This window comes from Thiocapsa roseopersicina, from assembly GCF_900106925.1.
Classification (GTDB): domain Bacteria; phylum Pseudomonadota; class Gammaproteobacteria; order Chromatiales; family Chromatiaceae; genus Thiocapsa; species Thiocapsa roseopersicina.
The window spans coordinates 15,309-41,946 of sequence record NZ_FNNZ01000007.1 but is presented as its reverse complement, the minus strand read 5'-3'; the positions used below and the strand labels follow the sequence as shown (position 1 = coordinate 41,946).

Sequence of the window (26,638 nt, the reverse complement as noted above, 5' to 3'; positions counted from 1 at the left end):
GAGTTAATTGATCATCTTGTCCGCACCGCGCGCACTTGAGGAGACTCGTCGCCCGTTCCTAGACCATCGAAGCCGGTCGCGGCATCGATCATGATCGGCGATGTCAGCGGCGCGCCGTCCAACCACGGCCGGCCATCCTCCCCCAGTCGCAGCCGTCCTTGCGCGAACCAGCCGACGGCCCGCGGATAGATGACGTGCTCCTGCGCGAGCACCCGTTGCGCCAATGTCGCTGCATCCTCTCCCGGATGGATGTCCAGTCGAGCCTGAATGACGACGGGTCCGCCGTCGAGCTCGGGTGTGACGAAGTGGACACTGGCGCCATGCTCGCGCTCTTCGGCATCCAGTGCGCGCTGATGGGTTTGAAGCCCCCGGAATTTGGGTAGGAGCGAGGGATGGATGTTGAGCATCCGTCCGGCATAGTGCTCTACGAAAGAGGGTGTGAGGATGCGCATGAAGCCGGCCAAGATCACCAGGCCGGGCGCGTAGCGATCGATCAGGGCGAGCAGCTCGGCCTCGTAGGGCTCGCGTCCCGCGAAGTCGCGATGGTCCAGCACCTCGGCCGGGATACCGGTACGCCTGGCCCGTTCCAGGCCGAAAGCATCCGCGCGGTTGCTGATGACGGCGACGATCTCGAAAGCCCCGCCGTTTGCCGCTTCGTCCATCAAGGCCTGCAGGTTGCTGCCGCTGCCCGAGATCAGGGCGACGACGCGCAGGCGTCCGCCATCAGGCATGCGCGGCCTCGCCGATATAGCGTACCGACGAGGGCCCTTGACCCGCCTCGACCTGTCCGATCACACGCGCATCCTCGCCGCCGGCGCGCAGCAGCTCGAGTGCTTGATCGAGATCGCCTGCGTCGACGACAACCACCATCCCGATCCCGCAGTTGAAGGTCCGCAGCATCTCCGCATCCTCGATGCCGCCCTTGGACTGGAGCCAGTCGAAGACCGCAGGGCGGGTCCAGCTCGCGAGGTCTAGGACGGCGCGGGTGTCGTCAGGGAGCACCCGCGGCAGGTTCTCGGTCAAGCCGCCGCCGGTGATGTGGGCGAGGGCGTGCACCCGGATGGCGCGTGTCAAGGGCAGGACGGACCCAACATAGATCCGCGTCGGCGCCAGCAGTCGCTCGCCGAGGCTGACGCCGTCCAGATCTTCGCCGAGATCCGCACCGCTCACCTCGATGACCTTGCGGATCAGCGAATAGCCGTTGGAGTGCGGACCGGACGCGGCGAGCCCGATCAGCGCGTCGCCCGGTCGGACCCGGTCCGGGACGATGAGATCCGCCTTCTCCGCGATTCCGACACAGAAGCCGGCGAGGTCGTAGTCGCCCGGGCGATAGATGCCGGGCATCTCGGCCGTCTCGCCGCCGGTCAGGGCGCAGCCGGCGAGCGCGCAGCCGCGTGCGATGCCCGAGACGACGGCTGCGGCGACCTCGACATCGAGCTTGCCGGTGGCGTAATAGTCGAGAAAGAACAAGGGCTCGGCGCCGCTGACCAGGATGTCGTTCGCGCACATGGCGACCAGATCGATGCCGATGCTGTCGTGTCGACGCAGGTCGATCGCGAGCTTGAGCTTGGTGCCCACCCCGTCCGTGCCCGAGACCAGCACGGGTTGCCGATAATCGGCAAGCGGGAGCTCGAAGAGCGCCCCGAACCCGCCGAGACCGGTGATAACGCCGGGTCGAGCGGTGGCGGCGGCGAGCGGCTTGATGCGCTCGACCAGTCGGGCGCCGGCGTCGATGTCGACTCCTGCGTCGCGATAACTGAGGGATGGCGATGAGGACGTGGCTGAATCCTGCGTCACGCTTTGGCTCCAAGGGACGTGTTTGACCGGCTATTCTAGCAGTCCGGCCGGGCCCGCAGTACGGGCGATGGACCCGGTCGGCGCCGCCGGGCGGGTCGGTCGCGACGGCGAGTGTGCACCGCGACGGGGCATTGGCCTTGGACAGACGCCACGGACCCGACTAGCATCAACCGGAGAGGCATCAAGGTTTGGTGCCGCCCCGGCGATCGGAGTGTGTACGTGCAGCTCAGGGATCTTCCGAATATCATCAGCGTCCTGCGACTCGTCGCGGTCGCGCCCGTCATGTACCTGCTGCTCCGCCAAGAGTATGGATGGGCCTTGGTCCTGTTCGCCGCGGCGGGGGCGTCGGACGGCCTGGATGGCTATCTGGCGAAACGCTATGACTGGCGCTCGCGCTTGGGCGGGATCCTGGATCCGCTCGCCGACAAGGCATTGCTGGTCGCGTGTTTTTTGATCCTTGGTTGGCAGGGGCTGGTTCCGGTTTGGTTGGTGATTGCGGTAATCCTGCGCGATCTGGTGATCGTCACCGGTGCCGTCGTCTACAACTATCGTGTCGAGGCGGTCGAGGCCGCGCCTCTGCCGATCAGCAAGCTCAACACCGTGCTCCAGATCCTGCTGGTTGTGATGGTCATCATGGCTGCGGGTCCGCTTGAGCTTCCGGAAGGCTTGATCGAGACGATGATCTGGGCCTGTTTCGTGACCGTCGTCGTCAGCGGCGCGCAGTATGTCTGGATCTGGGGCCGCAAGGCGCGGCAGCGCGGTTGGCGGGAGCATTGAGCTTTCGGCGGCGCGCCCGGTCATCGAGACGGGAACCTTAGCGACAAGGGGAATCGAGACATTGTTCGGCCAAGCGCGCAATCGTTAGACTAGAGACCGATCAGGCCCGCCCTAGGCCTGGCGCACGGCAGTTCAAGGGAGGCTCGGTTGGCATCATCACTGCGGGTCGCACGGGTCGACATCAGCGGCTATCGACTGCCGACCGAGGAGCTTGCCGGGCTCGACGACCTGCATCGGGAGCTTCAGACCCTCATCCGCAGACATCTGCCGGGGGTCGCCGCGTCGGTCTTCACCTTGCCCGTACCCTGCGCCGACGGCAAGACGGTCGACTGGTACAGCGATCTGCCGGGCCAGCCGACGCGGTTGACCGCTCTGCCGGCCGCGCGCCGCGCCGCCATGAAGGCCAAGCTCGAGGAGCGGCTGGATGCCTTGCGACGGCTCGCCGATGCGCTGCCGACCCGGGTGAAGGGCTCCGAGTCCATCGCCGCCCTCCTGCGCGCAGCGACCCGGTATCCGGACGACTCCCATGTCTATGTGATCGGCGACGAGCCCGTGCTCACGCTCTGGGGGTTCGTGCTGGTGGAAGAGACGAGGCGTGGGCGTTCCAATGGCCCGGTCCTAGCCTCCGCTTCCGCGTCCGAGACGCCTGTGCGTCGTCGCTTCCGCTGGGGTTGGGCCGGTGCAATTGTGCTGATCCTCGGGGCCGCTCTCGCAGGCGGCGGCTGGCTCTGGCTCGATCGGCGCGAGGCCGATTCGCTCGCCGCCGAGCTTCAGGCCGCGCTCGCTACGGCCTGTGCGGGGCCGGATCGGCTCGGGGCCCTTGCCCTGCGGATCGATCGGCTCGATCCGCAGGGCAAGGGCTACGCGGAGCTGCGTGAGCGGATCGCCGTCGAGCAGGCCCGCTGCGCCGCGGCCGAGTCGCTCGATCGCGAGGTGATCGCCGCCGATTGGGATTGCACGCGGCTCGCCGAGATTCGACAGGGTCTGGCCGGGTCGGACGGCGAGTCGCCGACGCGGGGACCGGATCTCGACCGCGAGCCCTTTGCCGGCATCCTCGCGCGGCTCGACGGGCGCATCGGTGTCTGCGAGACCTCGGCCCAGGCGGCGGCCGAGCTGGAGCGTCGGCTCGGCAACTGTACCGAGCTGACCGAGCTGGGCGTTGCGGTCGGTCTGCCCGCGCCCGAGCCCGAGCAGGCGTCGGAGGTCGCACGGGACGAGACGCCTTGGCGACCGGTCCGCGAGCAACTTACCCGCGAGCTTGTACGCTGCGCCGAGGCCGATCGGCTCGCCGTCGCGCTGGATGCAGCCTTGGAGCAACACGACGGCGGTTGTTCGGCCATCCTGAAGCTGGATCGCGAGTCGGCGGGTCTGGATGTCACCCGGCCTCCGCTCGCGGCCTTGCGGGAGCGACTCGACACCGAGCTTGCCCGCTGCGCCCGCGCCCAAACCTATCGCCAGAAGCTGGTGGATGCTCAAATGGACTGCGCCGCCTTGCGGACGCTCGATCGCGAGCTGGCCGCCGAGGACGCCGAGCGCGAGCCGCTTCGCGCGATCCGCGGTCGGCTCGACGAGGCGCTGTTGCGCTGCGACACCCTGAAGAAACTGGAAAAGGCCGTCGGCGAGGGACTTAAGCAACCATGATCGGACCTTTACTACGCACCGGAACACTCACCGACTATCACCCGGTCGGCGCCGTCGGCCACCCGGTGTATCTCGCCGCGGCCCAATTGCGCGCCGCCTTGGCTCGTCGGCTCGGCCCGGATCTGGCCGACAGCTTCGCCATCCCGCAGCGCAACGAGGACGGCGATACGCTGGATTGGTACGCCCCGCGCCCCGGTCCGGTCGTGCCCTGGAGTGCCGCGAGCCCCGAGGAGCGGCTCTCGGCCCAACACCAGCTCTTGGAGAATCGCACCCGGATCGACGAGCTTGCGCGCACCATGCAGGCCGAGCCGGACCCCGAGCGTCAGGTCTTCGCCCGGCTGCTCGCCCACGTCTTCAACTTCCCGGACGAGGACCACGTCTATCTGGTCGACGGCCGCCCGGTCGTGAGCTTTTGGGGCTTTGTCCGCGATCGCGAGGCGGTCGGCTCCGACCCCTTGGTGAATCTGGAACGATTCGCCGCCCCGCCGACCGAGTGGTCGCTCGACCTGACCGACGAGCCTCGGCAAGACCCGAGTCCGAACCCGGACCCGGTGGCTCGCCGCGGTCTTCCCTGGTGGATCTGGTTGCCGCTTCTCCTGCTCGCGTTGATTCTGCTGCTTCTCTTCCTGTTGCGCGGCTGCGTGCCCGACGCTTCGACGCCCTTCGCCGAGTGGGCCCCGGAATGGGTTCCGGACTGGGTTGCGGAGGAGCTCGCGCCGATCCTCTCGGAGCCGCCCGCCGAGGATCCGCTCTTGGTCGACCCCTCGATTCGGGACGAGTCGGTCATTCGCGATGTGACGATCGATTCCGGACAGGTCCGGGATCGCACCCTGATCGAGCGTGACCTGCGAAGCGACCGAACGACCGACGCCAGCGCCATCTCGGTGACGGACGAGGACGTCGCAATCGACGAGACGAGGGTTTCGGGGAGCGAGTCGACAAGCGTGACGGACGAGACCGATAGCCTGTCCGAAGAGGCTGCGGTCTTGGACGAAACGATCGGAACGGATGCGGGGGAGGGGGCCGAGGAGCAGCCTGTGGTCCCCGGCGAGGAGCTTGATCCGGATGCGTCCGAGACCATGCCGATCGAGGGCGAGGATGCGGGCGCGGATGCCGAGCTGCCTTTGGCCGATCCGCTCCCGAGCGACCTGCCCGCGGACGATTCGGCCCCGACCGATCCCACCGGCGACGAGCCCTTGCCGACCGATCCAGCCGCAGCCGATCCCGGTCCCGCTGATTCCACTCTGTCCGATCCGACAGCGGCCGATGCCGACGCGGCACCTGAGGAGGGACAGACGGCCGAGGAAGAATCTGCCGAGCCGCCCACGGGGCTGGACACCTCGGACGCCGTCTCGCCCGAGGAAGGCACCGAGCCGCCGACGGGTGAGGGCGATGCAATCCCGGCGACGCCAGGTCTCCCCGGCTCGACCGCTGGCGAACCCGAAGGCGCGCCCGACGCGGTTACCGGCACCGTACCGGCCAAGGGCGGCACGGCCGGACCGAGCACTGAGCCGGGCGCGACCCCTCAGGCGCTGAGCGGACTGACCAGCGGCTGGCGCACCGCCACCTCCCTGCAAGACCCCAAGACAGGTCTGCCCATCCAGATGGAATACCGCACCCAAGAGGGTCAGGGTCAATTGCGACTCAAGCGCCACGACGGCAGCATCTGCCAAAGCGGCGCCGCGGCATCCGTGAAGGGCGAGCGTCTGGTGATCGACAGCAGCGGCGATATCCGCTGCGCCGACGGCACCAACTTCGGTCGGCCGAGCGTAGAGTGCGCGCCGGGCAAGGACGGCAAACCCGACTGCGTCGGCCGTTATCCCGGCGGTGGTACCTTCTCGCTCGACGTGCAGGGTGCGGCGGGCGAATGAGCGGACGGAACCTGGTTGCGCGAGGGCGTTGTAGGTTGTGCCGAGCGACAGCGAGGCACAACTCGCCGGCGGATGTTGTGCTTCCTGACGTCAGCACAACCTACGCGCCTGTCGCGTGAGCTCGACGTTTGGTGCATCCACAGCCCTTAGCGGGGACGCGGTCTAAAATAATATGTTTTTTAATAGATTAAACCGCGCCGGCTCCAACGGTCGTCAGGTCTACCGAGGCCGACCCCATCCAAAAACATCGCATTCCGCGCCGGGCGCGGTTTAGGTCACAGGCCATGCTCGCGAGACTGGTGAACTTCGAAACCAAGGTGACGCTGATTGCCGACAGCGGTGTTCAGTTCCTCGACTTCGGCTTGACCCTCGCGTTGCGCAAGGCCCTGCCGGGCGAATTCGTGGTGCAGGAGAGCAACCGCTCGCTGGCGCGCCTGCTCTATGACGAGCGCACCAATCAGCTCTACTGGCCCGACCGTCCGAGCATTCCGTTGAAGTCTCAACTGAGCGTTCCGGTCGACGACTCCGCGCGCCTGCTCGACGGCATCTGGCTGCCGGTGCCCGTGCTGCGACTACACCCGCCGAGGCGCTTCGCGGCCGGCCCCGAGACCTGGGCACGGTTGCGCCTCTTGGCCCTGTCCGCGGAGGAGGCCGCCGCGACCGATCACACCCATCGTCTGACCCTCGCCATCGACACCAATCTGCTGGCCGACGCCGAAGACCTGCGCTATCTAGCCCCGACGGAGGCCGATGTCGGCGCGGGTGCGGCCTTCGCCTTCGCGCACCGCGCGCACGAGATCGGCTGGTTCCCGGAGCTGCCCTGGGTGGCGGGCTGGATCCAGGAGGTCTTCGACGAGCGTGCCGGCCCGCGCCTGCGTCTGCCGCCCGAGGACGTGGAGGCGGAGCGCGAGCGTCTCGCACACCATGCCCATTATCTCAACCTGCTCGCGGTCATCGGCGAAGCCGGCTGCATCCCCGAGATCAAGCTGCTCGGCAACAAGGCGACCGACGTTCAGCCGGCGGTGCCGGTCGACATGGTGCTGGACGTCGGCAACTCGCGCACCTGCGGCATCCTGATCGAGCAGCACGCCAAGGAGGGCGACGTCCTGGGACGCCGCTACGAGTTGGAGCTGCGCGATCTTTCACAGCCGCAGCATCGCTACAACGAGCCCTTCGAGAGCCGCGTCGAGCTGGCGCAGGCGACCTTCGGCAAGGAGCACTGGGCGCACAAGAGCGGACGCGCCGGTGCCTTCCTCTGGCCGACCATCGCCCGCGTCGGTCCGGAGGCCGCGCGCATGGCCGGGCGTCGTCGCGGGACCGAAGGGGCCACCGGTATCTCCAGCCCCAAACGCTATCTCTGGGACGAGGACCGCTTCGACACCGGCTGGCGCTTCAACAGCGCCTTCGTGCGCACCGAGATCGAGCCGATGGCCACGGCTGCGCCCTTCTGCAATCTCATCAACGAGGTCGGCACCGCGCTCTACACCTTGCCCGAGGCCGACCGTATGCCGGTCTTCATGCCGCACTACTCGCGCAGCGCCATGATGATGTTCATGCTGGCCGAGGTGCTGACCCAGGCGCTCTGCCAGATCAACAGCCCGGCGCAGCGTCTGCGTATGCCCACGGCCGATCTTCCGCGGCATCTGCGCACGCTGATCCTGACGATCCCGCCCTCGATGCCCAAGCAGGAGCGCGATCTTTTTGCCGAGCGGATGCACCAGGCCGTCGGGCTGGTCTGGAAGGCGTTCGGCTGGCATCCCGAAGATGCCCCGATCGAGGGCCCCGGCGCCGAGCTGGCCTGGCCCCCCTTCCCGACCATCGAGGTGCGCTGGGACGAGGCGACCTGCAGCCAGGCGGTCTATCTCTACAGCGAGATCCAGAACACCTTCGCCGGGCGTGCGGAGGAGTTGTTCGCGATCGCCGGACGGGTCCGCGATGCCGAGACCGGGGGGCGAACCGCAGGGGAGGGTCCGCGCCTGCGGATCGCTACCGTGGACATCGGCGGCGGCACGACGGACCTCGTCATCAACGACTATCTGCTCGAAGGCGGTCGCACCGGTGCGAATCGCACCATCGTGCCCGAGCAGCGCTTTCGCGACGGCTTCAAGGTCGCGGGCGACGACATCCTGCTCGAGGTCATCGGCGCGACCCTGGTGCCGGCCCTTAAGGAGGCGGTCACCGCGGCCGGGGTGGAAGAGCCCGACGCCCTGCTTTCGCGCCTCATCGGCGCGGATCCGGTCGATGTCCAGGAGGGGATGCTCCGCCAGCAGTTGGCGTTGCAGGTCCTTTACCCGGCCGGGCTCGCGGTGCTCAAGGCCTACGAGCGTTTCGATCCGGTCCACGGCAGCGAGCCGCATACCCTCGCACTCTCCGAGCTGGTCGCCGAGATCAGTCCCGAGGGGCCGACCGATGCGGTCCTGGATTGGTTCGCCGGCGGCGTGCGCGATGCGACCGGCGGGACGGTCACCGGCTTTTCGTTGCTGGACTGCCCGGTTCGGCTCGATCTCGACCGCACCCATCAATTGTTCATGGAGGAGCGCCTCGAGGTCACCCGCGCCGTGCGCTCACTGTGCGAGATCGCGCACCTCTACGACTGCGACCTGCTTCTGCTGACCGGTCGCCCGTCGCGCCTGCCGGGCTTCCAGGCGCTGGTGCGCGCTCTCTTGCCGTTGCCGCCGGATCGAATCATCGCGATGCACGACTATCGCACCGGGGCCTGGTATCCCTTCAATCGGCGCGGCCGCATCGCCGACCCCAAGACCACGGCTGCGGTCGGCGCCATGCTCTGTCTGCTCGGGCAGGGGCGGTTGCCCAACTTCTCGTTCCGAGCCAACGCCTTTCGCCCCTACTCGACGATCCGCTATCTCGGCATGATCGACCGCAACCGAATGATCAAGGCCGGCGATGTCTATTACAGCGGCGTCGACCTCGACGACCCCGAGTACCAGTTACCCGAGACCACCATCCCCATGACCGGCGTGATGCATATCGGTTATCGTCAGCTCGCCGCCGAGCGTTGGGGTGCGCAGCCGCTTTATCTGCTCGACTTTGCCGACGACGAGGTTCGCCGTCTGCTCTACACGCAGGGCGGCGTGCTCCAAGTCCGTCTGGAGCGGATGCGCGGGGTGAATGCCGAGCGGTTCCGGGTCGCCGCCGTGGAGCTTGAAGGCGGACGCGCCTTCGGTCGTGGTGTCGTAGCGCTGAAGCTCAACACACTAGCCAGTATCGGCTTCGATCAGGACAGCTATTGGCTCGACAGCGGGTCGATCTTCAGGTGAGCGCGGCCGAAGCTCTCGAAGCAGGGGGCTTACAACCAACCGCCGGCGGAAGTTGTGCTTCCTATCGTCAGCACAACCTACGGCGCTGCCTTTTTATGGGTGATCAAGCGAAGAAACCATGACCGAGACATCGCACGCGTCACGCGCAGCCGACCTGATTCGCCGCAGCCGCGCGCTCTACGAGGGCAGCGGCGAGGCGATCGATTGGGTCGCCGAGACGCGCCGCCATTCCCAGCGGCTCGATCGCGAGTCCGACAGCCTGACCGATAAGCTCAGGCGCACGCGCAACCTCGCCACCCGGCTCGGACGCGCGGCCGGTCGCTCGGTCAGCGTCGGCTTCTTCGGTCTGTCGCAGGCCGGCAAGTCCTATCTGATCTCCGCACTCGCGGCCGGGGAGAGCGGGGAGCTGGAGACCCAGGTCGAGGGCCGGCGGCTCAACTTCATCCAGCACGTGAATCCGCCCGGCCACGGCAAGGAGGCGACCGGTCTGGTGACCCGCTTCACGCGCCGTCCGAGCACGGCACCGCCGGGTTATCCGCTGGAGCTGTCGCTCTTCTCCGAGGTCGACCTGGCCAAGGTGCTCGGCAACGCCTTCTTCAACGACTTCGACCGTGAGCAGGTGGAGGTGGACCTCTCGCCCGGTCACTTGCGCCGCCATCTCGCCGCCTTGCAGGCGCGCCGCACCGCCGCGCCCACCGGCGGGGTGAGCGAGGACGACGTGGTCGACCTGCTCGAGTATTTCGAAAAACGCTTCCCCAAGACCACCGAGCAGCTCAAGGCCGACTATTGGCCGACCGCGATCGCGCTGGCGCCCTATCTGGAGCCGCCCGATCGCGCCGCGCTCTTCTCCGTCCTCTGGGGCGAGGTGCGCGAGCTGACCGAGACCTATCTGGCCCTGCGCCGGGGACTCGCCGAGACCGGTCACGCCGACGCATGCTTTGCCCCGCTCGCCGCGCTGGTGCGCACCGACCCAAGCGGCGAGCTGAGTCAGGGCGACAGCATCATGAATGTGGACATCCTGGAGCGGCTCGGGCGCGACGACGCCGACCGTATCGAGATCGTCCCGCGTCGCGGCGACACCCTGCTGCCGGCGGTTTCTCTGCCGCGCTCGCTGCTCGCGGCCCTGACCACGGAGCTGCGTTTCGTGCTGGCCGAGACGCCGCGTACCGGGCTCCTGGAGCAGGTCGACCTGCTCGACTTCCCCGGCTATCGCGGACGTCTCGCGGTTGCGAATCTGGCCGAGGTGCGCAAACAGCTCCAGGACGATCAGGTCGATCCGGTCGCCCAACTGGTGCTGCGCGGCAAGGTCGCCTTCCTCTTCGAGCGCTACACCGACGATCAGGAGATGAACCTTCTGGTGCTCTGCGCCCCCTCGCACAAGCAGAGCGATGTCAAAGACCTGGGGCCGGTTTTGGAGACCTGGGTCCATGCGACGCAGGGTGCGGATCCGGCCACCCGCGCGCGCCGCGATCCGGGGCTGATCTGGGCCTTCACCATGTTCGACTTTCGTCTCAACCCGGTCCCGAGCGAGACCGAGGACCTGATGCGCAAGGGCTGGGAAGGCATGATGAAGCTCGCCCTCCTGGAGCGCTTCGGCGCCTACGACTGGCTGCGCGAATGGTCGCCGGGTAAGCCCTTCGACAACCTCTTCCTGGTGCGCAAGCCGCGCATGGCGACCGCCGTGATCGAGACCGACGCGGCCGGCGAGCAGGCCATCCTCCCCGGCCAGCGCGCGCGTCTCGACCTCTTGCGGCGCACCTTCTGCGAGGATCCGACGGTCCGGAAGCATCTCGCGGATCCCCAAGCCGCCTGGGACGCCATGCTCAGCTTCAACGACGGCGGCATCGCACGTCTCGCCGCCTATCTCGGCCGGGTTGCAGCGCCCGAGGGCAAGCTCACCCGGATCGGCGAGCAGCTCGACGCGGGGATCGAGGAGCTCGTTCGGCATCGCTTCGGGCCCTATTTCCGCGCCGAGGGCGCGGCCGAGGTCGACAATAAACGCCGCCTCGCCGATCGGGTGATCGGGGCGCTGCGTCAGCGACCCAATCGCTTCGCCGCCTTGCTCGGCGCGCTGCAGCCGCCTAAGGAGGGGCTGCGGGCACTCTATCTGCGCTCCGACGCTGCGGCCGGTCAATCGGCGCCGCCGACCTCGGCCGCCGCACCCGATGCGGCCCGCACCCCGACGCCGAGCAGCGACGGCGGCCTGATCGATCTGGATGCCCTGCTCGGCGTGGCCTCATCCAGCTACCCCTCGGGCACGGACCGCGCGGCCAACAAGGGCAGCGGCGACGCATCGCCCCCCGCGGCGACCAACGAGAACGCCGCCCGCTTCGTCCGTGCGGTGCTCAGCTACTGGGTCGGTCACCTCAAGGCGCTGCCCGAGGATCCGCACTGGCTGCGCCATATGGGCCTGGACAAGGGTGCGCTCGAAGACCTGATCGGAGAGCTGATCACCGGCGCCGACCGCTCGGGTCTGGATCAAGCCCTGATCGGTCTGATCGACAGCGCCGAGTCCCAAACCGCCGCGATGCGCTCTCAACTGGCCGAGCGTCAGGTCTTCGTGACCGCGACGCGCGTCAATCGCTTCATCGATTATCTCGGTACCGACGACCTGCCGACCGACGACCGCCCGCGCTCCCTGGTCGGCCAACAGCGCTCGGTCTTTGCTCCGCCCCCGCCGATTCCGCCCCGCGGTATGCCCGTTCTGCCTGAGACCCCGGTGAACTTCCCCGCGCTCTATATCGTCGACTGGTTCGAGGCGTTCCGCGCGCTCGCCATCGCCAACGCCGGCCACGCCGCCGGGCGCGACATCTCGCCGGAGCAGAATGCCCGGCTCGGTCAGATCCTTGCCCTGGTTGCCGGGAGCAGCCCCGGAGGGGCTGTGGGGGCCACTTAAGGTGATTTCCGGAAAAGGATCTATCGGCAGAGTCGCAACCAGGAAGAATCGTCGAAGGCGTTGCTCGTTGTCGTTGTCGTAATCGGATTTCGGACGAACACGACAACGACAACGACAACGACAACGAAACATTCTGCGACGGTTTGCTCAAGACTGGCGGCATCAGGGACTCGATGCTTTCCAGACATTCGCTGTCCCCCTTGACCACACGATCCCGTCAACGCATTCAAACCCCAAAGACCACAGGTAAACCCCGATGGCCCTGAAGATCGATCTCCACCCGGCCGGACCGGGTTCCGCCCGGCTGTTGATCGGAGGCGCACGACCGAGCCCCGAGACGGTCTCGCTCGCCCTGCAACGCAACGACGGGCGCTACCTTGGACTCGATCGCCAATGGCAGGTCACACCGCACTGGCACCCGATCTTCACCGCCGCGCCCCTATCCGACGGCCTCAGGCTCACCCTGGATGCCGACCTGGTCGACAGCATCGTCGGCGTCGGCGGTGCGCCGCTGCGCGTGGTCGTCAGGCTCGACGGCGTCGAGGATGCCGGCACCCTTCGGATCCGCGGCGAGTTGATCGGCTCCGGCGCCGCCGCACCGCGCTCGGCATCCAGGGATCCGTTGGAAGAGACCATCAGCGTCCGCAGACCCGGAGCCGAGTCCACGCGCGACGCCGAGCCTATTTCCGACGCCGACGACTTCTCGCTCGACCTCGAGGGTCATGCGGATCCCCGACCAACCCCGCGCCCCGCGGCACGCTGGCCTTGGTTCGCACTCGCCGCGGTCTTGCTCTTGGCCTGCGTCGGCCTCGGCGCCTGGTCGCTCGGCTGGTTCGGCGAGACGCTGCCGTCGGATCCGGATGTCGCTCAGCTCGTCGAGCCGACCCCGGACCTCTCGCCCGCCCGAGTGGACGAGCCGGAATCCCAACAATCGGACGAAACGACAACGCCGTCGGACCCCGCCCCGGCCCTCACCGGCATCGCGCTGGCGAGCCGTTTCCTCGCCGACGGACCGACCCCGGCAGCCATCTTCGAGCGTGCCGAGCGGCTTGAGCAGGCCGGCGATTGCCCCGCCGCATATGCACTCTACAGCGAAGCCGCCAATGCCGACCCCACCTTCGCAGCCCGCCTCGCGCGTCGCTACGACCCACTCACCCATCGCCCCGGAACCTGCATCGTCGCCCCCGACATCCCCTATGCGATCGTCTACTACAGCGACGCCGCAGACGCAGGCGACATCGAGATCCAGCGTCGCCTCGGCCAACTCATGGCCGAGCACGAGGCCTCCGGGCCGACGCATGAAGCGGGGCTTGGTTGGCTGCGGAAGGCCGCCGCTGCGGGTGATGAGGAAGCCACGCGGGCGATCGAGCGCTTTGGTGGGGGGCGGTGATCACCGGGGTCGAACGATCGGTCGCCCCCGGTTGCTCGGGCTGCCGATGCTCGAGGACACCATCGTCACCATCGATGGGATAGAGTCCGACCAAGATCGCCGAGCAAATCGACGAGGGCGGCAGCGGGGGTGATCATCTTTTTGGTCATGGTTTCAATCCTGAAATGAGTTTAAGGCCGGTGTTCGGGACGTGGTCTCGGAGAGCCGTACCCCGGAGGTGTTTCTTGTGATGGCCGGGGCGGGTCGCCTGCGAGCTGTCTCGGATTCACGAACCCGCTTTCGGCCATCGCAGTTAAAGACCAGGAAAAGCTCGGTTCTTTCAATCGGCTCGCAGCGATTTCGGCTCTCGAGAGGCGGATTTAGGGCCGACCTGAATTTACGGACTTTTTACGGGAGCCGATGCCGAGGACATGGAAAATGTCCACCGATCACCCATCGGTTCGGATGTTCCCTCGCATGCAGGCCGCGCTCGTTGCTCGAACGCTCGGAATCTTTCTCGTCCTCTTCAGTGCGGCCTTGTTGCCGCCGCTGGCGGTTGCGCTTCTTTACAGCGACGGCGAGGCGGATCACTTCGCGCTGTCCTTGCTGGTGAGTCTCGCTGTCGGCTTGATGCTCTGGCTGCCGACCCTGAAGTATCACCAAGCGATGCGCAACCACGACGGGTTCGTCATCGTGGCCATGCTCTGGGTCGCAATGAGCCTGCTCGGCAGTCTGCCTCTGATGATCGGGATAGGGTTGGATCCGGCCGATGCGGTCTTCGAGTCGGTCTCCGCCTTCACCACCACGGGGGCGACCGTCATCGTCGGGCTCGACGATCTCCCGCCGTCGATTCTGTTTTTCCGCCAGGAGATGCAGTGGCTCGGCGGGATCGGCTTTGTGGTCTCGGCGATCGCGCTCCTGCCGATGCTCGGCGTGGGCGGGATGCAGCTCATGCGGGCCGAGACACCCGGACCGATGAAGGACGACAAGCTCACGCCGCGGATCGCCCATACCGCGCGTGCACTCTGGATCCTCTATCTGTCGATCACGAGCGTCTGTGCGCTGCTCTATTGGATCGCCGGGATGACCCCCTTCGATGCGATCGCTCACAGCCTGACCACGGTCTCCACCGGAGGCTTCTCCACGCACGATGCCAGCCTGGCCTATTTCGACAGCCTTTTTATCGAGGGCATCGCAACCGTCTTCATGCTGATCGGCGGGATCAGCTTCAGTGTCCATTATCTGGTTTGGCAGCGGATCTCGCTCCGGCCCTATTGGGACAGTCCGGAGGTCAGGGCCTTTCTCGCCGTCGTGCTCGGTGTCGTGCTGATCGCGACCCTGGTGCTGTACCTGGAGGGGGCTAAAGCATCGCCGGGCGAAGCCCTGCGCTACTCCGCCTTTACCGTCGCCTCGGTCATCACCAGCACCGGCTTCGGCATCGACGACTTCTCGGTGTGGCCCACGCTGCTGCCGATGCTGCTGATCTTCATCAGCTTTGTCGGCGGCTGCGCCGGCTCGACCGCCGGCGGCATGAAGGTCATTCGCTTCGTGGTTCTCGGCAAGCAAGTCGGCATCGAGCTGCGCCGCCTGGTTCATCCCTCCCACGTCCAGCCGCTCCTGGTCGGACGACAGGTCATCAAGAACCGGACATTGGAGGCGGTCTGGGCCTTCTTCGGGCTTTATGTCGGGACCTTCGTCGTGTTCATGATGGCGCTGATGACCCTGGGCATGGATGCGATCACGGCGTTCGGCTCAGTGGCGACCTGCATGAACAACCTGGGGCCGGGGCTCGGCGAGACGGCGGGCAACTTCGCCACCGTCTCCGATCCGCAGAAGTGGATCTGCGCCCTGGCCATGCTGCTCGGTCGGCTGGAGATCTTTACCTTGTTGGTGTTGTTGACGCCGGGGTTTTGGAGGGATTGAGCTCACCGCTCCCCGATAAACCGGTACCCCACGCCGGGCTCGGTCTCCAGATAGCCGGGCTCGCTCGGATCGTCGCAGAGCTTCTGCCGGAGCCTGCCGATCACGATCCGTAGATAGTGCGTGTCCTCGACGTGGCTCGGACCCCAGATCTCGCGCAGCAGCTGGGATTGGGTAACGACCCGGCCGGGTTGGGCGACCAGCGCTTGGAGGACGGCGTATTCCTTGCGCGAGAGGTGGACGGGTGAGCCGTCGAGCGTAACCAGGCGCAGGCCGAGATCGATCCGCAGGTGCCCGTCGTCGAAGAGTCCGCCGGGTTTGGCCGCGTCGCCGACGCTGCGCAGCAGGTTGCGCACGCGCGCCAGCAGCTCCTGAACCCCGAAGGGCTTGGTGACATAGTCGTTGGCGCCGCCGTCGAGGGCCAGGACCTTCTCGGTCTCCGAGTCACGCACGGACAGGACGAGGACCGGGACCGACGACCAGGCCCGGATCTCGGCGAGGACCGTCTTGCCGTCCGCATCCGGAAGCCCGAGGTCGAGGATGACCAGGTCCGGGGTCTGGGTCGCGGCCAAGCCCAGACCCGCCTCCGCGTTGTCGGCCTCGATGACCTGATAGCCCTGGCTCCTGAGGCTGATCCTCAGGAAACGTCGGATCTGCTCCTCGTCGTCGATCACCAGTATGCGGGCGGTGGTCACGGGTCGTCTCTCCTCCGGTTCGAGGTGTGTGCGCAGACCGTTCGACGGGTGTTCGGAGACTGAGTGACGTGGGCTCTCGATTTCATTCACCGCCTGTCTCCCCGTCGGTATCTGCACCCTCGGCGCCGGTGCTCGGGGGCATCTCGATGATCGGCAGCGCGATGGCGATGGTCGCCCCGCGACCACCGGGACCTTCGAGCGCCTCGATCCGTCCGCCGTGCGCACCGATCATCCCGCTGCAGATCGCGAGTCCCAAGCCGCTGCCCTGTTTGCTGCGATCGCCCTTGCTCCCGGTGAAGAACATGTCGAACACCCGCCTGCGGTCCTCCTCGGGGATCCCCGGCCCCTGATCGGAGATGGTCAGGCGCAGACTCTCGCCAGCCCGCGTCGCCGTCAATCGGATCTCGCCGCCGGGCGGGGAGAAGCGCGCGGCGTTCTCGATCACGTTGACCAGGGCCTGCTCGACGAGCGCGGGGTGCACATAGAGCAGCGGCAGGTCCGGGGCGATGGCTCGGGTGACGCGCAGCCCCTGGAGCGGCTCGCGCAGACGTCGCAGCGCCGCGTTGATCAGGTCGTCGATGCCGATCCAATCCCGCTCGATCCTCAGGGTGCCGTGGCCGAGCCGGGTCATGTCGAGCAGGTTCTGGATGTAGCGATTCAGCCGCTCGCCCTCGCTCAGGACGGCGTCGAGCAGCTCGGCGCGGTCTGCGGGCGAGATCTTGCCGTCGAGCGCGCGCAGGCTGCTGGCCGCCCCGATCATGGAGGCGAGCGGCGTGCGCAGGTCGTGCGACACCGACGACAGGAGCGCCGAGCGCAGCCGCTCGGTCTCCTCCGCCACCTTGGCCTGCTCCAGACGATCGGCCAGCCGGGTCCGGGCCATGGCGAGCGCGGCCTGGCTGACCAGCACATCCAGCGCGGCCAACTGGGCGGACGAGACCGGCGGCGTGCCGGCGAAGTCGAGCCCGATGACACCGAACGTCTCCTTCTCGATCGCCAGCGGGAGAAAACGCCAAGTCAGGCCCGACAGGGTCTCGGTCTGGGCACCGCTGGGTTGACGATGGTCGTAGGCCCACTGAGCAGCGGCGCGCACCTTGTCGTCCAGCGCCGCGGTCGCGCTGGAATGCGTGTCCGATCCGATCGCCTCCCGCAAGGCACCCGAGTCATCCGTCGGCGCGAGCAGGACGGTGCGTACGCGCAGGTACTCGGCCAGCGACCGCACCGTCTCTAGGCGCACGCTCGGCAGATCGGCGGCGGCGGTGAGACGCCGCCCGAGGTCCAACAGCGTCTGGGTCTGGGCATTGGTCGCGCGCAGGGCAATCATCTGACGACGCAGGCGACTCGCCAACTGGCCCCCCGCCAACCCCATGAGCAGGAAAAAGACGATGGTCAGGAGCTCATCCGTGCGATGCATCAAGAAGGTGTAGCGCGGCTCGGTGAAGAGAAAGTTGTAGAGCGCGGCACTGACGAGTGCCGTGACCAGGGCGGGTCCGAGCGTGGAGCGCACCGCGACCCAGAGCACCCCCGCCAGGAAGACGAGCGACAGATTGGCCAAGGGCAGGAGCGGCTCGAGGAGCGCGGCGATCGCGCCCGACGCGGCGATCACGCCCGCGGCCACGAGATAATCGCCCGCCGCGTCGAGCCGTCGTCGCCCCGGCTCGCGACGCCGTGCGCGGGCGATGGAGGAGGGCACAAAGGTGATCTCGAACTCGCCCCCCTCGCGCAGCAGACGCTGGCTCAGGGTCCGGCCGAGCAGCCCGGCCAGCCGGCGGTGCCGACTGCGGCCCATGACCAGGGTCGTCACGTTGCGGGCGCGCGCATAGCTCAGGATCTCCTCGACCGGATCCTGTCCGCGCAGCGTCACCACCTCGGCGCCCAGGCGCTCGGCGAGGTGAAAGACCCGCTCCACGCGCGCACGGCGCTCCGGGTCGCTGTCCCTCGCCTCGACATAGACCACACTCCAAGGCGCTCGACGGCGCTCGGCGAGGCGCCGGCCCAGGCGCACCACCTCCTCGTTGTTGCCCACGCCGTCGACCGCGACCAGGATCCGCGTGCGCACCGGCCAAGGGCCCTCGACACCGCGTCGACGCATCGCCGCGCGGACATCCAGGTCGATGCGCTCGGCCACCGTCTGGAGCGCAAGCTCGCGCAGCGCGGCCAGGTTGGAAGGACTGAAGAAACCGTCCAAGGCCGCTCGCGCCTGCTCGGGCACATAGACCTTGCCCTGCTTAAGGCGGTCGATCAGCTCGCTCGGGGTCAGATCCACCAGCACCAGATCGCGCGCCTTGGCGATTAGTGCGTCGGGGACGGTCTCGCGCATCCGCACGCCGGTGATGCGCGCGACGGCGTCGTTGAGGCTTTCCAGATGCTGGATGTTGACGGCGGTCCAGACATCGATGCCGCGTCCGAGCAGCTCCTCGATGTCCTGGTAGCGACGCGGATGCCGGGTGCCGGGGATGTTACGGTGCGCGAGCTCGTCGATCAGCACGACCGCTGGCGCGCGCTGCAGGATCGCATCCAGATCCAGCTCCTCGAAGATCCGGCCGCGATAGGGGATGCGTTGCCGCGGGATCAGCTCCAACCCCTCGGCAATGGCCTCGGTCTCCGCGCGTCCGTGGCTCTCGATCAGTCCGATCACCAGGTCGACACCTTCGCTCCGGGCCTCTTGAGCGGCCTGCAGCATCTTGAAGGTCTTGCCTACGCCCGGCGAGGCGCCAAGGAAGATCTTCAGCCCGCCGCGACCGTTCTGCGCGACCTCCGAGAGCAGCGCCTCGGGATCCGGGCGATTCGGGTCCGACTCCGTCACGGCGTCCCGCTCGGACCGAGCGCGTCGAGTGCGAGGTTCAATCGCAGCACATTGACCCGAGGCTGCCCCAGCACGCCGAGCAGCGGCGGCTCGACCTGTGCCGTCACCAGCGCAGCGACCTGCGCCTGCGGCAGACCGCGCACCTCGGCCACGCGCGCCACCTGTATCCGGGCCGCCTCCGGGCTGATGTGCGGGTCGATGCCCGAGCCAGAGGCGGCGATCAGGTCCACCGGGATCCGCGTCGGATCGACAGCGTACTCGGCGGCGAGGGCGTGCGCGGTCGTCTCGGCTCGTGCCCGAAGCTGTGGGTTGCCGGGGGACAGATTGGAGCCGGCCACCCGGAAGGGATCATACCCGGCCGCCGAGGGTCGACCCCGAAAGTAGCCCGGATCGACGAATGACTGGCCCACCAACACCGAGCCGACGAGCACGCCGTCGCGCTCGATCAGGCTCCCGGTCGCCTGGTGCGGAAAGAGCCCGGCCGCGGACCAAACGCCAGTTAGGGGGTATAGTCCGCCGCACAGGAGGATCAAGACCAGGGCTGCGCGCATGGAACTCAGCCACCCGGTTGCGGGGAGCTCGGCGGGCGGTGTATGTCGGTGCGCTTGGAGTTTCGCTGTCATCGTAGGCTCCTAAACCGCGTCCAGAGCGAGATGCTCACTTTCGAGTGAGCTCGACGTTTAGTGCATCCACAATCCTGCAGCGTGGAAGCGATTTAAAATGACATATTTTTTAATATCTTAAACCGCGCCTGCTCCAGCGGTCGTCAAGTCTGCCCAGGCCGGTCCCATCCAACAACATCGCATACTGCGCCGGGCGCGGTTTAAATCACCAGACTCAGTCCGAGGTCGATCCCCTTGATGGCGATGAAGGGCAGCAGCAGACCACCCAGACCATAGATCGGCAGATTGCGGCGCAGCAGCGCATCCGCGCTCGACGGGCGGATGCGTACCCCGCGCAATGCAAAGGGAATCAGCAAGGGGATCACCAGGGCATTGAAGATGACCGCGGCCAGGACGGCGCTCTCGGGGCTGTGCAGCTGCATCAGGTCCAGCGCCGCCATCGCCGGCACCCCGGCGACGAAGACCGCGGGGAGTATCGCGAAATATTTGGCGACATCGTTGGCCAGTGAAAAGGTGGTCAAGGCCCCGCGGGTGACCAGGAGCTGCTTGCCGATCTCCACCACTTCGAGCAGCTTGGTCGGGTCCGAATCCAGGTCGACCATGTTGCCGGCCTCTTTGGCCGCCTGCGTCCCCGAATTCATCGCCAGGCCAAGATCGGCCTTGGCCAGGGCAGGCGCGTCGTTGGTGCCGTCGCCCATCATGGCGACCAAGCGCCCCTCGGCTTGCTCGCGGCGGATCAGCTCCAGCTTCTGCTCCGGCGTCGCCTCGGCGACATAGTCGTCGAGGCCTGCCTCCGCGGCGATGGCCGCGGCGGTTAGCGCATTGTCGCCCGTGATCAGGACGGTGCGCACCCCGAAGGCACGCAGACGCGCAAAACGCTCTTTGATCCCCGGCTTGATGATGTCGCCAAGCGGGACGACGCCGAGCACCCGTCCCCGATCCGCTCCCGAATCGTCCTCTGGCAGCAGCTCGGCCACCACCAGCGGTGTCGCCCCGCCGCGCGCGACCTCCTCGACGACCCGGGTCGTCTCCTCCGGATAGAATCCGCCGTTCTCGGTGACGAATCGCCGGATCGCATCCGGCGCACCCTTGCGGATGCGCCCGCCGTCGGGCCGGTCGATCCCGGAGAGCCGGGTGCGCGCCGAGAAGGGCACGAAGCGGTCATCGACCCCGGCCGCCGCGCTCGCCCCGCGCTCGCGGGCGAGGGCGACGATGGATTTGCCCTCCGGGGTCGGATCGGCGAGCGAAGCGAGCAGCGCGGCATCGCGCAGCCGCGTCTCGGTCGCCTCGCCGACGGGGCGGAAATCCGTTGCATGGCGGTCGCCGTAGGTCACGGTGCCGGTCTTGTCGAGCAGCAGGGTGTCGATGTTGCCCGCGACCTCCACCGCCTTGCCCGATTTGGCGACCAGATTGGCCCGCATCGCGCGGTCCATGCCGGCGATGCCGATCGCCGGCAGCAGCCCGCCGATCGTGGTCGGGATGAGGCACACCAACAGGGCCACCAAGACGGTCGGCGACACCTCCGTGCCGACGAACCGGGCGAAGGGCAGCAGGGTCGCGACCACGACCAGGAAGACCAGGGTCAGGGCCGTCAGCAGGACGGTCAGCGCGATCTCGTTCGGCGTCTTCTGTCGCTTCGCCCCCTCGACCAAGGCGATCATGCGATCGAGCAGGGTCTGCCCGAAGACGGCCGTGACCTCGATCAGGATGACATCCGAGAGGACCTTGGTCCCGGCCGTGACGCCGCTGTTGTCGGTCCCGGCCTCGCGCAGCACGGGCGCGGACTCGCCGGTGACGGCCGACTCGTTGATGCTCGCGGCACCCTCGACGATCTCGCCGTCCGCCGGGATCAGCTCGCCGGCACGCACCCGGATCCGATCGCCCATGCGTAGATCCCGGGCGGCAACCTGCTCCTCGCGCTCACCCGCAAGTCGGTTGGCGAGCAGGTGGTCTCGGGTGGAGCGCAGACTGTCGGCCTGGGCGCGACCGCGCGCCTCGGCGATCACCTCGGCGGCGTTGGCGAAGAGCAGGGTGAAGAGGAGCGTGGCGGTGATCGCCAAATCGAAGCCGAAGGGACGGCCGCCCAAGAGTGCCTCGCCGGTCAGCCAGAGGGTCACCAGGGTGCCGACCCCGACGACGAACATGACCGGGTTGCGCGCCAGGGAGCGCGGGTCCAGCCTTATGATCGCCTGGCCGACGAGCCGGAGGAGGCTGCGGCCGGTCAAGGGGGCAAAGCGGGCCCGGGGCTTGCGCGATCTGCGCAGGACCGAGGCCATGCTGTCGTCCGGCTGCTTCGACAGGCTGCTCATGGCGCAAGCCCGAGCTGCTCGGCCACGGGACCGAGGGCGAGTGCCGGAAAAAAGCTCAAGAGTGCGAACATCAGGATCACCCCCAAGGTGAGGACCGCAAAGGAGGGTGTGGCCACGTTCAGACTGCCCGAGGTGGTCGGCGCGACCCGTTTGCCGGCCATAGCGGCGGCAATCGCGAGCGGGGCCAGGATCGGAATAAAGCGGCCGAGGATCAGGGCAAGCGCGCAGCTCAGGTTCCACCAGGGCGTGTCGTCGCCCAACCCTTCCAAGCCCGAGCCGTTGTTCGCATAGGCCGAGCTGTACTCGTAGAGGATCTGGCTCAAGCCGTGGAAGCCGGGATTGGAGGTCTGCGCGAGGCCCGGAACCGTCACCGCGACCGCGGTGAGAGACAGGATCAAGAGGGGCTGCAACAAGAGCGCGATCGAGATCAGCTTCATCTCCTTCGCCTCGATAGAACGGCCGAGAAATTCGGGCGATCGCCCCACCATCAGGCTTCCGAGAAAGGCAGCGAGTAGAAGAAACAGCAGATAGTTGATCAAACCGATCCCGACACCGCCGAAGGTCGCATTGATGAACATGCCCATCAGTGCCGCAAGCCCGCCCAAGGGATTGAAGGAATCGAGCATTCCGCTGACCGAGCCGTTGGAGGTCTGGGTGGTGAGGCTGCCCCAGAGCGCCGTGGCCGTCGCGCCGAAGCGGACCTCTTTTCCCTCCAGGTTCGGCCCCTCCGCGGCGATGCCGGCGAAGGCGGCATTGGGCTGGTTTTCCGACCAGATCGCCGGGCCGGACAAAGACGCCGAGAGCACCAGCATGACCGCGAAGATCGACAGGGCCAGGCGTCGTTGCCCGGTCAGATACGCGGCCGTGACCAGCAGCGCGACCGGGATGAGCAGGATCGCGACCGTCTCGACGAGGTTGGAAACGGGCGTGGGGTTCTCCATCGGCACCGCACTGTTGGCGCCGTACCAGCCGCCGCCGTTGGTCCCGAGCTGCTTGATCGCGACCATCGGCGCCACCGGACCGACCGGGATGCGCTGCTCGGCGACGGCGCTTTCATCCAGGGGCTGGATCACCCGCGCCCCCTCGAAGGTGCTTGGGACGCCCTGCCATGCAAGCAGCAGCGCCGTCACGAATGCCAGCGGCAGGAGCAGGCGAACGATGGTTCGCACCAGATCGACATAGAAGTGCCCGACCGCGACGTCCCCCGATGCGGTTCTCGACTGCGCACCCTCCGGCCCGAGCAGGGTCCGCAGGATGGCGACCAGTGCCGCGATCCCCGCCGCCGGCGTGATCACCTGCATGGCGACCACGGCGAAGAGCTGCGCGAAATAGGAGAGCTGCGCCTGACCCGCGTAATGCTGCTGGTTGGTATTGGTGATGAAGGCGGCCGTGGTATGCAGCGCCAGATCCCAGTCCATGCCGGGGATCCCGTCCGGGTTGAGCGGCAGCCAGCCTTGCAGCATCAGGATCGCAAATGCGATCAGGGCGATGACCAGATGCAGCTCGAGCAGCGCCTTGCCATAGGCGGCCCAGCCCATCCGGGCGGCGGGGTCGATCCCCATTGCGCGGTAGACGGCATGCTCCAGGGACCCGAAAACCCGATCGAGCCGGGTGGGCGTGGATGCATGAACCAGCGCGAGGTAGCGCCCCAGCGGCCAAGCCAGGAGCAAGACGACGGCGTAGACCAAGAACACCTCGTTCATAGCCGATCCACCCAGTCGATGAAGAGGAAGCAGAGCCCGAAAAGGCTCAAGAGGATAAAGACGCCGAGGATCGCCATGATCATCATCACGGGCTAAAATCGCTCGGGATGGATCAGGGCAAACAGCAGGTAGCCCGTGAGTGCGACGACAATGAGGAGAAGGGCGGTATCCATCGAAGACCGGTCTCGTTTGAAGGTCCTTGGATACGCATTCTAGGAAGGCCGGGCGTCAAGGCGCTATGTGACCCGGCAGGCGTCGGCGTAAAGTCTTCGTAAATCCTTCACGCCAAGGCGCGCGCATGTCCGACGAGCGCGCGGAACAGGGTGCGCTGACGTGGCAAATAGATGAGGAGCTCCGTGTGCCATTGCACGCCGACCGTCAAGTCGGCCTATCGATCTTCGATCGCCTTGACGATTCCGTCGAGATCCCGACCGCTTACGCGCAAACCGACCCCGATTGGGTCGATGGCCTAGTCGTGCAGGCTGTCGATGCGGCGACGACCGCGGCACAGAAGCCGGCTGATCACTGAGACGGCGTCGTCCACGCAGAGGGTCTTCAGCGGAAGGACCGGTCGTTCTCTGGATTAATCGGACATCGAACGAGCACTGCTCGGGCTGCCGGCGCGGACGCATGACCCGAGGTCGGTCCCGGTCGCAGCCAGAACCGCTTCGATCGCGGCAACGACCGCCTCGGGTCGATCCTCCTGGATGAAATGTCCGCTTCCCTGCGCCATCCGCAAATCGCCCTGCGGCGAAAGAGCAGCCGTCCGGTGCTGGATCTCCAGCCATAGGGCTTCGCGCTCGGCGGTATCCTGATGATCGGTCGCAACCAGGACGAGGAGCGGCACATCAGGGAGGTCCGGCCCCCTTTTCAGCGCTGCGACGCTCTCGGCGATGCCGGCCGATTCCCACGCCGACGGCGTCCCGGGTGTCTGCGGCTGCGTCGAGACAAAAGCGCCCTCGGGTTCGAGCGGGCTCGATGCATCGACAAGGACGAGGCCCGCGGTATGCTCCGGGAACAGTCGCGCGAACGCCTGGGCATAGAGTCCGCCGAGTGAATGGGCGACCAGGATGACCGGCGCGGATACGTCCAAGTCAGCAAGAATCCCGCGCAACTGAAGCGCGACATCATTCGCCAGGACCGGGGCATCGGGCGCGGGACGACTCGATCCGATCCCCGGGCGATCGTAGCGCACCACGAGCGCGCATCGGGCGATGGAGGAGGCAACCCGGTCCCAGCCTTCCATCTCCTCGCCGAGGCCGGAGATGAAGACCACGGGCCGGCCCCAGGTTCCTTCGATTCGGGTGGAGATCAGGCCCTCCCCGGTTTGCAGCAGCAGATCGTCGGCATTCACCGGCTGGAGCCACACGATCGCGCCCGCGAGGATTGCGGCAAGGCATCGCCGAGGGCACGGCCGCGTCGGTCCTTTGATCGGAAGGGGATGGATCCGGTGCTTGGCAAAGTCGATTCCCAACACAGCGATGTCCCGCATTCCGTTCTTCTCCGCCATCGATCTGCTCCGCAACCTCAGGTTGACGATGCTTCAAGCGCATCGCTCATCGATCGCGACCCCGCCCAGCCGGCGTGTCGTCGAGATCGTCGGCTCACGCAGTCTCAATCGCTCGCGGGCGCGACGCGCACGGCGGGTTTGTCGTCATCGGGCGGACCCGCCACCGGCGAGCCGGCTTTCCACGTCAGCAGGCGATGACCCCCTTCGGGAGTCGGGCGCAGCGGATCAAAGAGCATCGCCCGACGCCCACGTCTCTACGAGGCCACCAAGTCGCAACACTCATGTGCGAATCTCAGCCGATCGTCCGCAAGGCCACCGACCGCACACGCACGGCGAGGTTACACCATCACACCCGGCGAAAAGCTGTAGCTGTCCAGGATGTTGACATAGTTGGCGCGCTCGAGCTCCGCCGGGTTCGGGACCGAGATGGCGCTGACGCGTCCGCGGAAGTCTTCCACGGACTCGAATCCCTGCTCCTCCATCCAATCCTTGATACCCGCCAGGATCTGCGCGGTGTAAGCCGGCCCCTTGCCGAGGAGCACGCTGCACAGATGCACCACGTCGGCGCCGGCGAGCAGGAGCTTGATGGCGTCCGCGGAGGTGTGAACACCGCCGGTCGCGCCGAGCGAGAGGCCGTCGAAACGTCCGTAGAGGATCGCGATCCAGCGCATGGCGAGCAGGGCCTCGGCGGAGGTCGAGGGGTGCAGGCTCGATTGCAGACGCAGGCTGTCGATGTTGATGTCGGGCTGGTAGAAGCGATTGAAGAGGGCCACACCGTTGGCGCCGGCGGCGGCGACCTGGCCGACGAAGTTGCCGATCGAGCTGAAGCTCGGGGAGAGCTTCATGTTGATCGGGATCTGGATATGCCCGCGCAGCTCGCGCAGGAGCTCGAGGTAACGCTCCTCGACCTGCAGTCCGGTTTGGGTGACATCGCCGGCGACATAGTAGACGTTGAGCTCCAGGGCGTCGGCGCCGGCTTCTTGCAGCTCGGTCGCGTGCTTGATCCAGCCGCCGGGCGTGACGCCGTTGAGGCTCGCGATGACCGGGATGTCCAGTGCGTCCTTGAGCTTGCGAATGTTCTCTAGATAACGCTCGAGCGCGCCCTCGAAGTCATGATGAACGGGCAGAAAGCCGCTTTCGGCCTCGCCGAAGCCGATGTCCTGATGGTGTAGGAAGCGCACCATGCTTTCGGATTCGGCGGTCACGGCCTCTTCGAAGAGCGACCACATGATGATGGCCGCCGCACCGTGGTCTTCGAGCTCGCGCGCGATGGCGACGCTCTTGGACAGCGGCGAGGCGGAGGGGACCAGCGGATTCTTGATCGTCAGCCCGAGATAGTTGGTCGTGAGATCCATAGCGATTGCTCCGGAAAAGGTGTACGACGAATTGGGTGCCGAATGGGAGCACGTCGGCGGCCGTGTTCCGGACCGATCCGGCAGCGCCGGC

Annotated in this window: 18 protein-coding genes; 8 read left to right on the top strand and 10 right to left on the bottom strand. The window is 67.1% G+C overall.

From position 1 onward, the window contains the following. Positions 1–11: 11 nt before the first annotated feature. Both purN and purM read right to left on the bottom strand, forming a co-directional pair. Complete coding sequence (gene purN, locus BLV04_RS09270; protein WP_093030430.1) at positions 12–731, bottom strand: phosphoribosylglycinamide formyltransferase; 720 nt, start codon at positions 729–731, stop codon at positions 12–14. Then, a complete protein-coding gene (gene purM, locus BLV04_RS09265; protein ID WP_093030427.1) occupies positions 724–1,797 on the bottom strand; it encodes a phosphoribosylformylglycinamidine cyclo-ligase in 1,074 nt (357 codons plus the stop codon). The genes purN and purM overlap by 8 nt, the downstream gene beginning before the upstream one ends. Before the next feature lie 219 nt (positions 1,798–2,016). Here purM and BLV04_RS09260 point away from each other — a divergent pair, with 219 nt between their 5' ends. The 7 genes from BLV04_RS09260 to BLV04_RS09230 all read left to right on the top strand — a co-directional run bounded on the left by BLV04_RS09260 (position 2,017) and on the right by BLV04_RS09230 (position 15,552). Next, positions 2,017–2,574 (top strand): CDP-alcohol phosphatidyltransferase family protein, encoded by a 558-nt coding sequence (locus BLV04_RS09260; protein WP_093030825.1) that lies wholly within the window; start codon positions 2,017–2,019, stop codon positions 2,572–2,574. Between the two features lie 147 nt (positions 2,575–2,721). Further along, positions 2,722–4,215: a hypothetical protein gene (locus BLV04_RS09255; protein ID WP_093030424.1), complete on the top strand. Its 1,494-nt coding sequence runs from the start codon at positions 2,722–2,724 to the stop codon at positions 4,213–4,215. After that, the gene (locus BLV04_RS09250) at positions 4,212–6,086 is read left to right on the top strand and encodes an SrfA family protein (RefSeq protein ID WP_093030421.1); all 1,875 of its coding nucleotides are present in this window, start codon (positions 4,212–4,214) and stop codon (positions 6,084–6,086) included. Before BLV04_RS09255 ends, BLV04_RS09250 begins: the two co-directional genes overlap by 4 nt. Before the next feature lie 284 nt (positions 6,087–6,370). After that, positions 6,371–9,364 carry a virulence factor SrfB gene (locus BLV04_RS09245; RefSeq protein WP_093030418.1) on the top strand — a complete coding sequence of 998 codons (2,994 nt, stop codon included), beginning with the start codon at positions 6,371–6,373 and terminating at the stop codon, positions 9,362–9,364. Positions 9,365–9,482: 118 nt separating this feature from the next. After that, complete coding sequence (locus BLV04_RS09240) at positions 9,483–12,260, top strand: putative virulence factor (RefSeq protein WP_093030415.1); 2,778 nt, start codon at positions 9,483–9,485, stop codon at positions 12,258–12,260. A 256-nt stretch (positions 12,261–12,516) separates the two neighbouring features. Continuing rightward, positions 12,517–13,650 (top strand): SEL1-like repeat protein, encoded by a 1,134-nt coding sequence (locus BLV04_RS09235; protein WP_093030412.1) that lies wholly within the window; start codon positions 12,517–12,519, stop codon positions 13,648–13,650. A gap of 456 nt (positions 13,651–14,106) precedes the next feature. Continuing rightward, positions 14,107–15,552, top strand: coding sequence for a TrkH family potassium uptake protein (locus BLV04_RS09230; RefSeq protein ID WP_093030822.1), 1,446 nt, complete (start codon positions 14,107–14,109; stop codon positions 15,550–15,552). Positions 15,553–15,554: 2 nt separating this feature from the next. On the opposite strand, the gene BLV04_RS09225 is transcribed toward BLV04_RS09230, so the two are convergent. The 6 genes from BLV04_RS09225 to kdpF form a co-directional block, all read right to left on the bottom strand. Further along, positions 15,555–16,244, bottom strand: a complete 690-nt coding sequence (locus BLV04_RS09225) for a response regulator (RefSeq protein ID WP_093030409.1) — start codon at positions 16,242–16,244, stop codon at positions 15,555–15,557. Between the two features lie 82 nt (positions 16,245–16,326). Further along, positions 16,327–19,047: a DUF4118 domain-containing protein gene (locus tag BLV04_RS09220; RefSeq protein ID WP_093030406.1), complete on the bottom strand. Its 2,721-nt coding sequence runs from the start codon at positions 19,045–19,047 to the stop codon at positions 16,327–16,329. Beyond that, the gene (kdpC, locus tag BLV04_RS09215; protein ID WP_093030403.1) at positions 19,044–19,670 is read right to left on the bottom strand and encodes a potassium-transporting ATPase subunit KdpC; all 627 of its coding nucleotides are present in this window, start codon (positions 19,668–19,670) and stop codon (positions 19,044–19,046) included. Before kdpC ends, BLV04_RS09220 begins: the two co-directional genes overlap by 4 nt. A gap of 200 nt (positions 19,671–19,870) precedes the next feature. Next, a complete protein-coding gene (kdpB, locus tag BLV04_RS09210; RefSeq protein WP_245731814.1) occupies positions 19,871–21,979 on the bottom strand; it encodes a potassium-transporting ATPase subunit KdpB in 2,109 nt (702 codons plus the stop codon). Next, on the bottom strand, positions 21,976–23,682 hold the full coding sequence (gene kdpA / locus BLV04_RS09205; RefSeq protein ID WP_093030400.1) for a potassium-transporting ATPase subunit KdpA: 1,707 nt from the start codon (positions 23,680–23,682) through the stop codon (positions 21,976–21,978). Before kdpA ends, kdpB begins: the two co-directional genes overlap by 4 nt. Positions 23,683–23,774: 92 nt before the next feature. Beyond that, complete coding sequence (gene kdpF / locus BLV04_RS26065; protein ID WP_093030397.1) at positions 23,775–23,855, bottom strand: K(+)-transporting ATPase subunit F; 81 nt, start codon at positions 23,853–23,855, stop codon at positions 23,775–23,777. A 125-nt stretch (positions 23,856–23,980) separates the two neighbouring features. On the opposite strand from kdpF, the gene BLV04_RS24870 reads away from it, so the two are divergent. After that, a complete protein-coding gene (locus tag BLV04_RS24870; protein ID WP_175534559.1) occupies positions 23,981–24,211 on the top strand; it encodes a hypothetical protein in 231 nt (76 codons plus the stop codon). A 54-nt stretch (positions 24,212–24,265) separates the two neighbouring features. On the opposite strand, the gene BLV04_RS09190 is transcribed toward BLV04_RS24870, so the two are convergent. Then, on the bottom strand, positions 24,266–25,192 hold the full coding sequence (locus BLV04_RS09190; RefSeq protein WP_093030394.1) for an alpha/beta fold hydrolase: 927 nt from the start codon (positions 25,190–25,192) through the stop codon (positions 24,266–24,268). A 338-nt stretch (positions 25,193–25,530) separates the two neighbouring features. Next, positions 25,531–26,547 carry a dihydroorotate dehydrogenase-like protein gene (locus BLV04_RS09185; protein WP_093030390.1) on the bottom strand — a complete coding sequence of 339 codons (1,017 nt, stop codon included), beginning with the start codon at positions 26,545–26,547 and terminating at the stop codon, positions 25,531–25,533. Positions 26,548–26,638: the final 91 nt, after the last annotated feature.

Bases quoted from the DNA above. Each gene is read 5' to 3' on its own strand.
- purN (WP_093030430.1), bottom strand. From the start codon at position 731: ATGCCTGATGGCGGACGCCTGCGCGTCGTCGCCCTGATCTCGGGCAGC.
- BLV04_RS09250 (WP_093030421.1), top strand. From the start codon at position 4,212: ATGATCGGACCTTTACTACGCACCGGAACACTCACCGACTATCACCCG.
- BLV04_RS09245 (WP_093030418.1), top strand. From the start codon at position 6,371: ATGCTCGCGAGACTGGTGAACTTCGAAACCAAGGTGACGCTGATTGCC.
- BLV04_RS09240 (WP_093030415.1), top strand. From the start codon at position 9,483: ATGACCGAGACATCGCACGCGTCACGCGCAGCCGACCTGATTCGCCGC.
- BLV04_RS09235 (WP_093030412.1), top strand. From the start codon at position 12,517: ATGGCCCTGAAGATCGATCTCCACCCGGCCGGACCGGGTTCCGCCCGG.
- BLV04_RS09230 (WP_093030822.1), top strand. From the start codon at position 14,107: ATGCAGGCCGCGCTCGTTGCTCGAACGCTCGGAATCTTTCTCGTCCTC.
- kdpC (WP_093030403.1), bottom strand. From the start codon at position 19,670: ATGACAGCGAAACTCCAAGCGCACCGACATACACCGCCCGCCGAGCTC.
- kdpB (WP_245731814.1), bottom strand. From the start codon at position 21,979: ATGAGCAGCCTGTCGAAGCAGCCGGACGACAGCATGGCCTCGGTCCTG.
- kdpA (WP_093030400.1), bottom strand. From the start codon at position 23,682: ATGAACGAGGTGTTCTTGGTCTACGCCGTCGTCTTGCTCCTGGCTTGG.
- kdpF (WP_093030397.1), bottom strand. From the start codon at position 23,855: ATGGATACCGCCCTTCTCCTCATTGTCGTCGCACTCACGGGCTACCTG.
- BLV04_RS24870 (WP_175534559.1), top strand. From the start codon at position 23,981: ATGTCCGACGAGCGCGCGGAACAGGGTGCGCTGACGTGGCAAATAGAT.
- BLV04_RS09190 (WP_093030394.1), bottom strand. From the start codon at position 25,192: ATGGCGGAGAAGAACGGAATGCGGGACATCGCTGTGTTGGGAATCGAC.
- BLV04_RS09185 (WP_093030390.1), bottom strand. From the start codon at position 26,547: ATGGATCTCACGACCAACTATCTCGGGCTGACGATCAAGAATCCGCTG.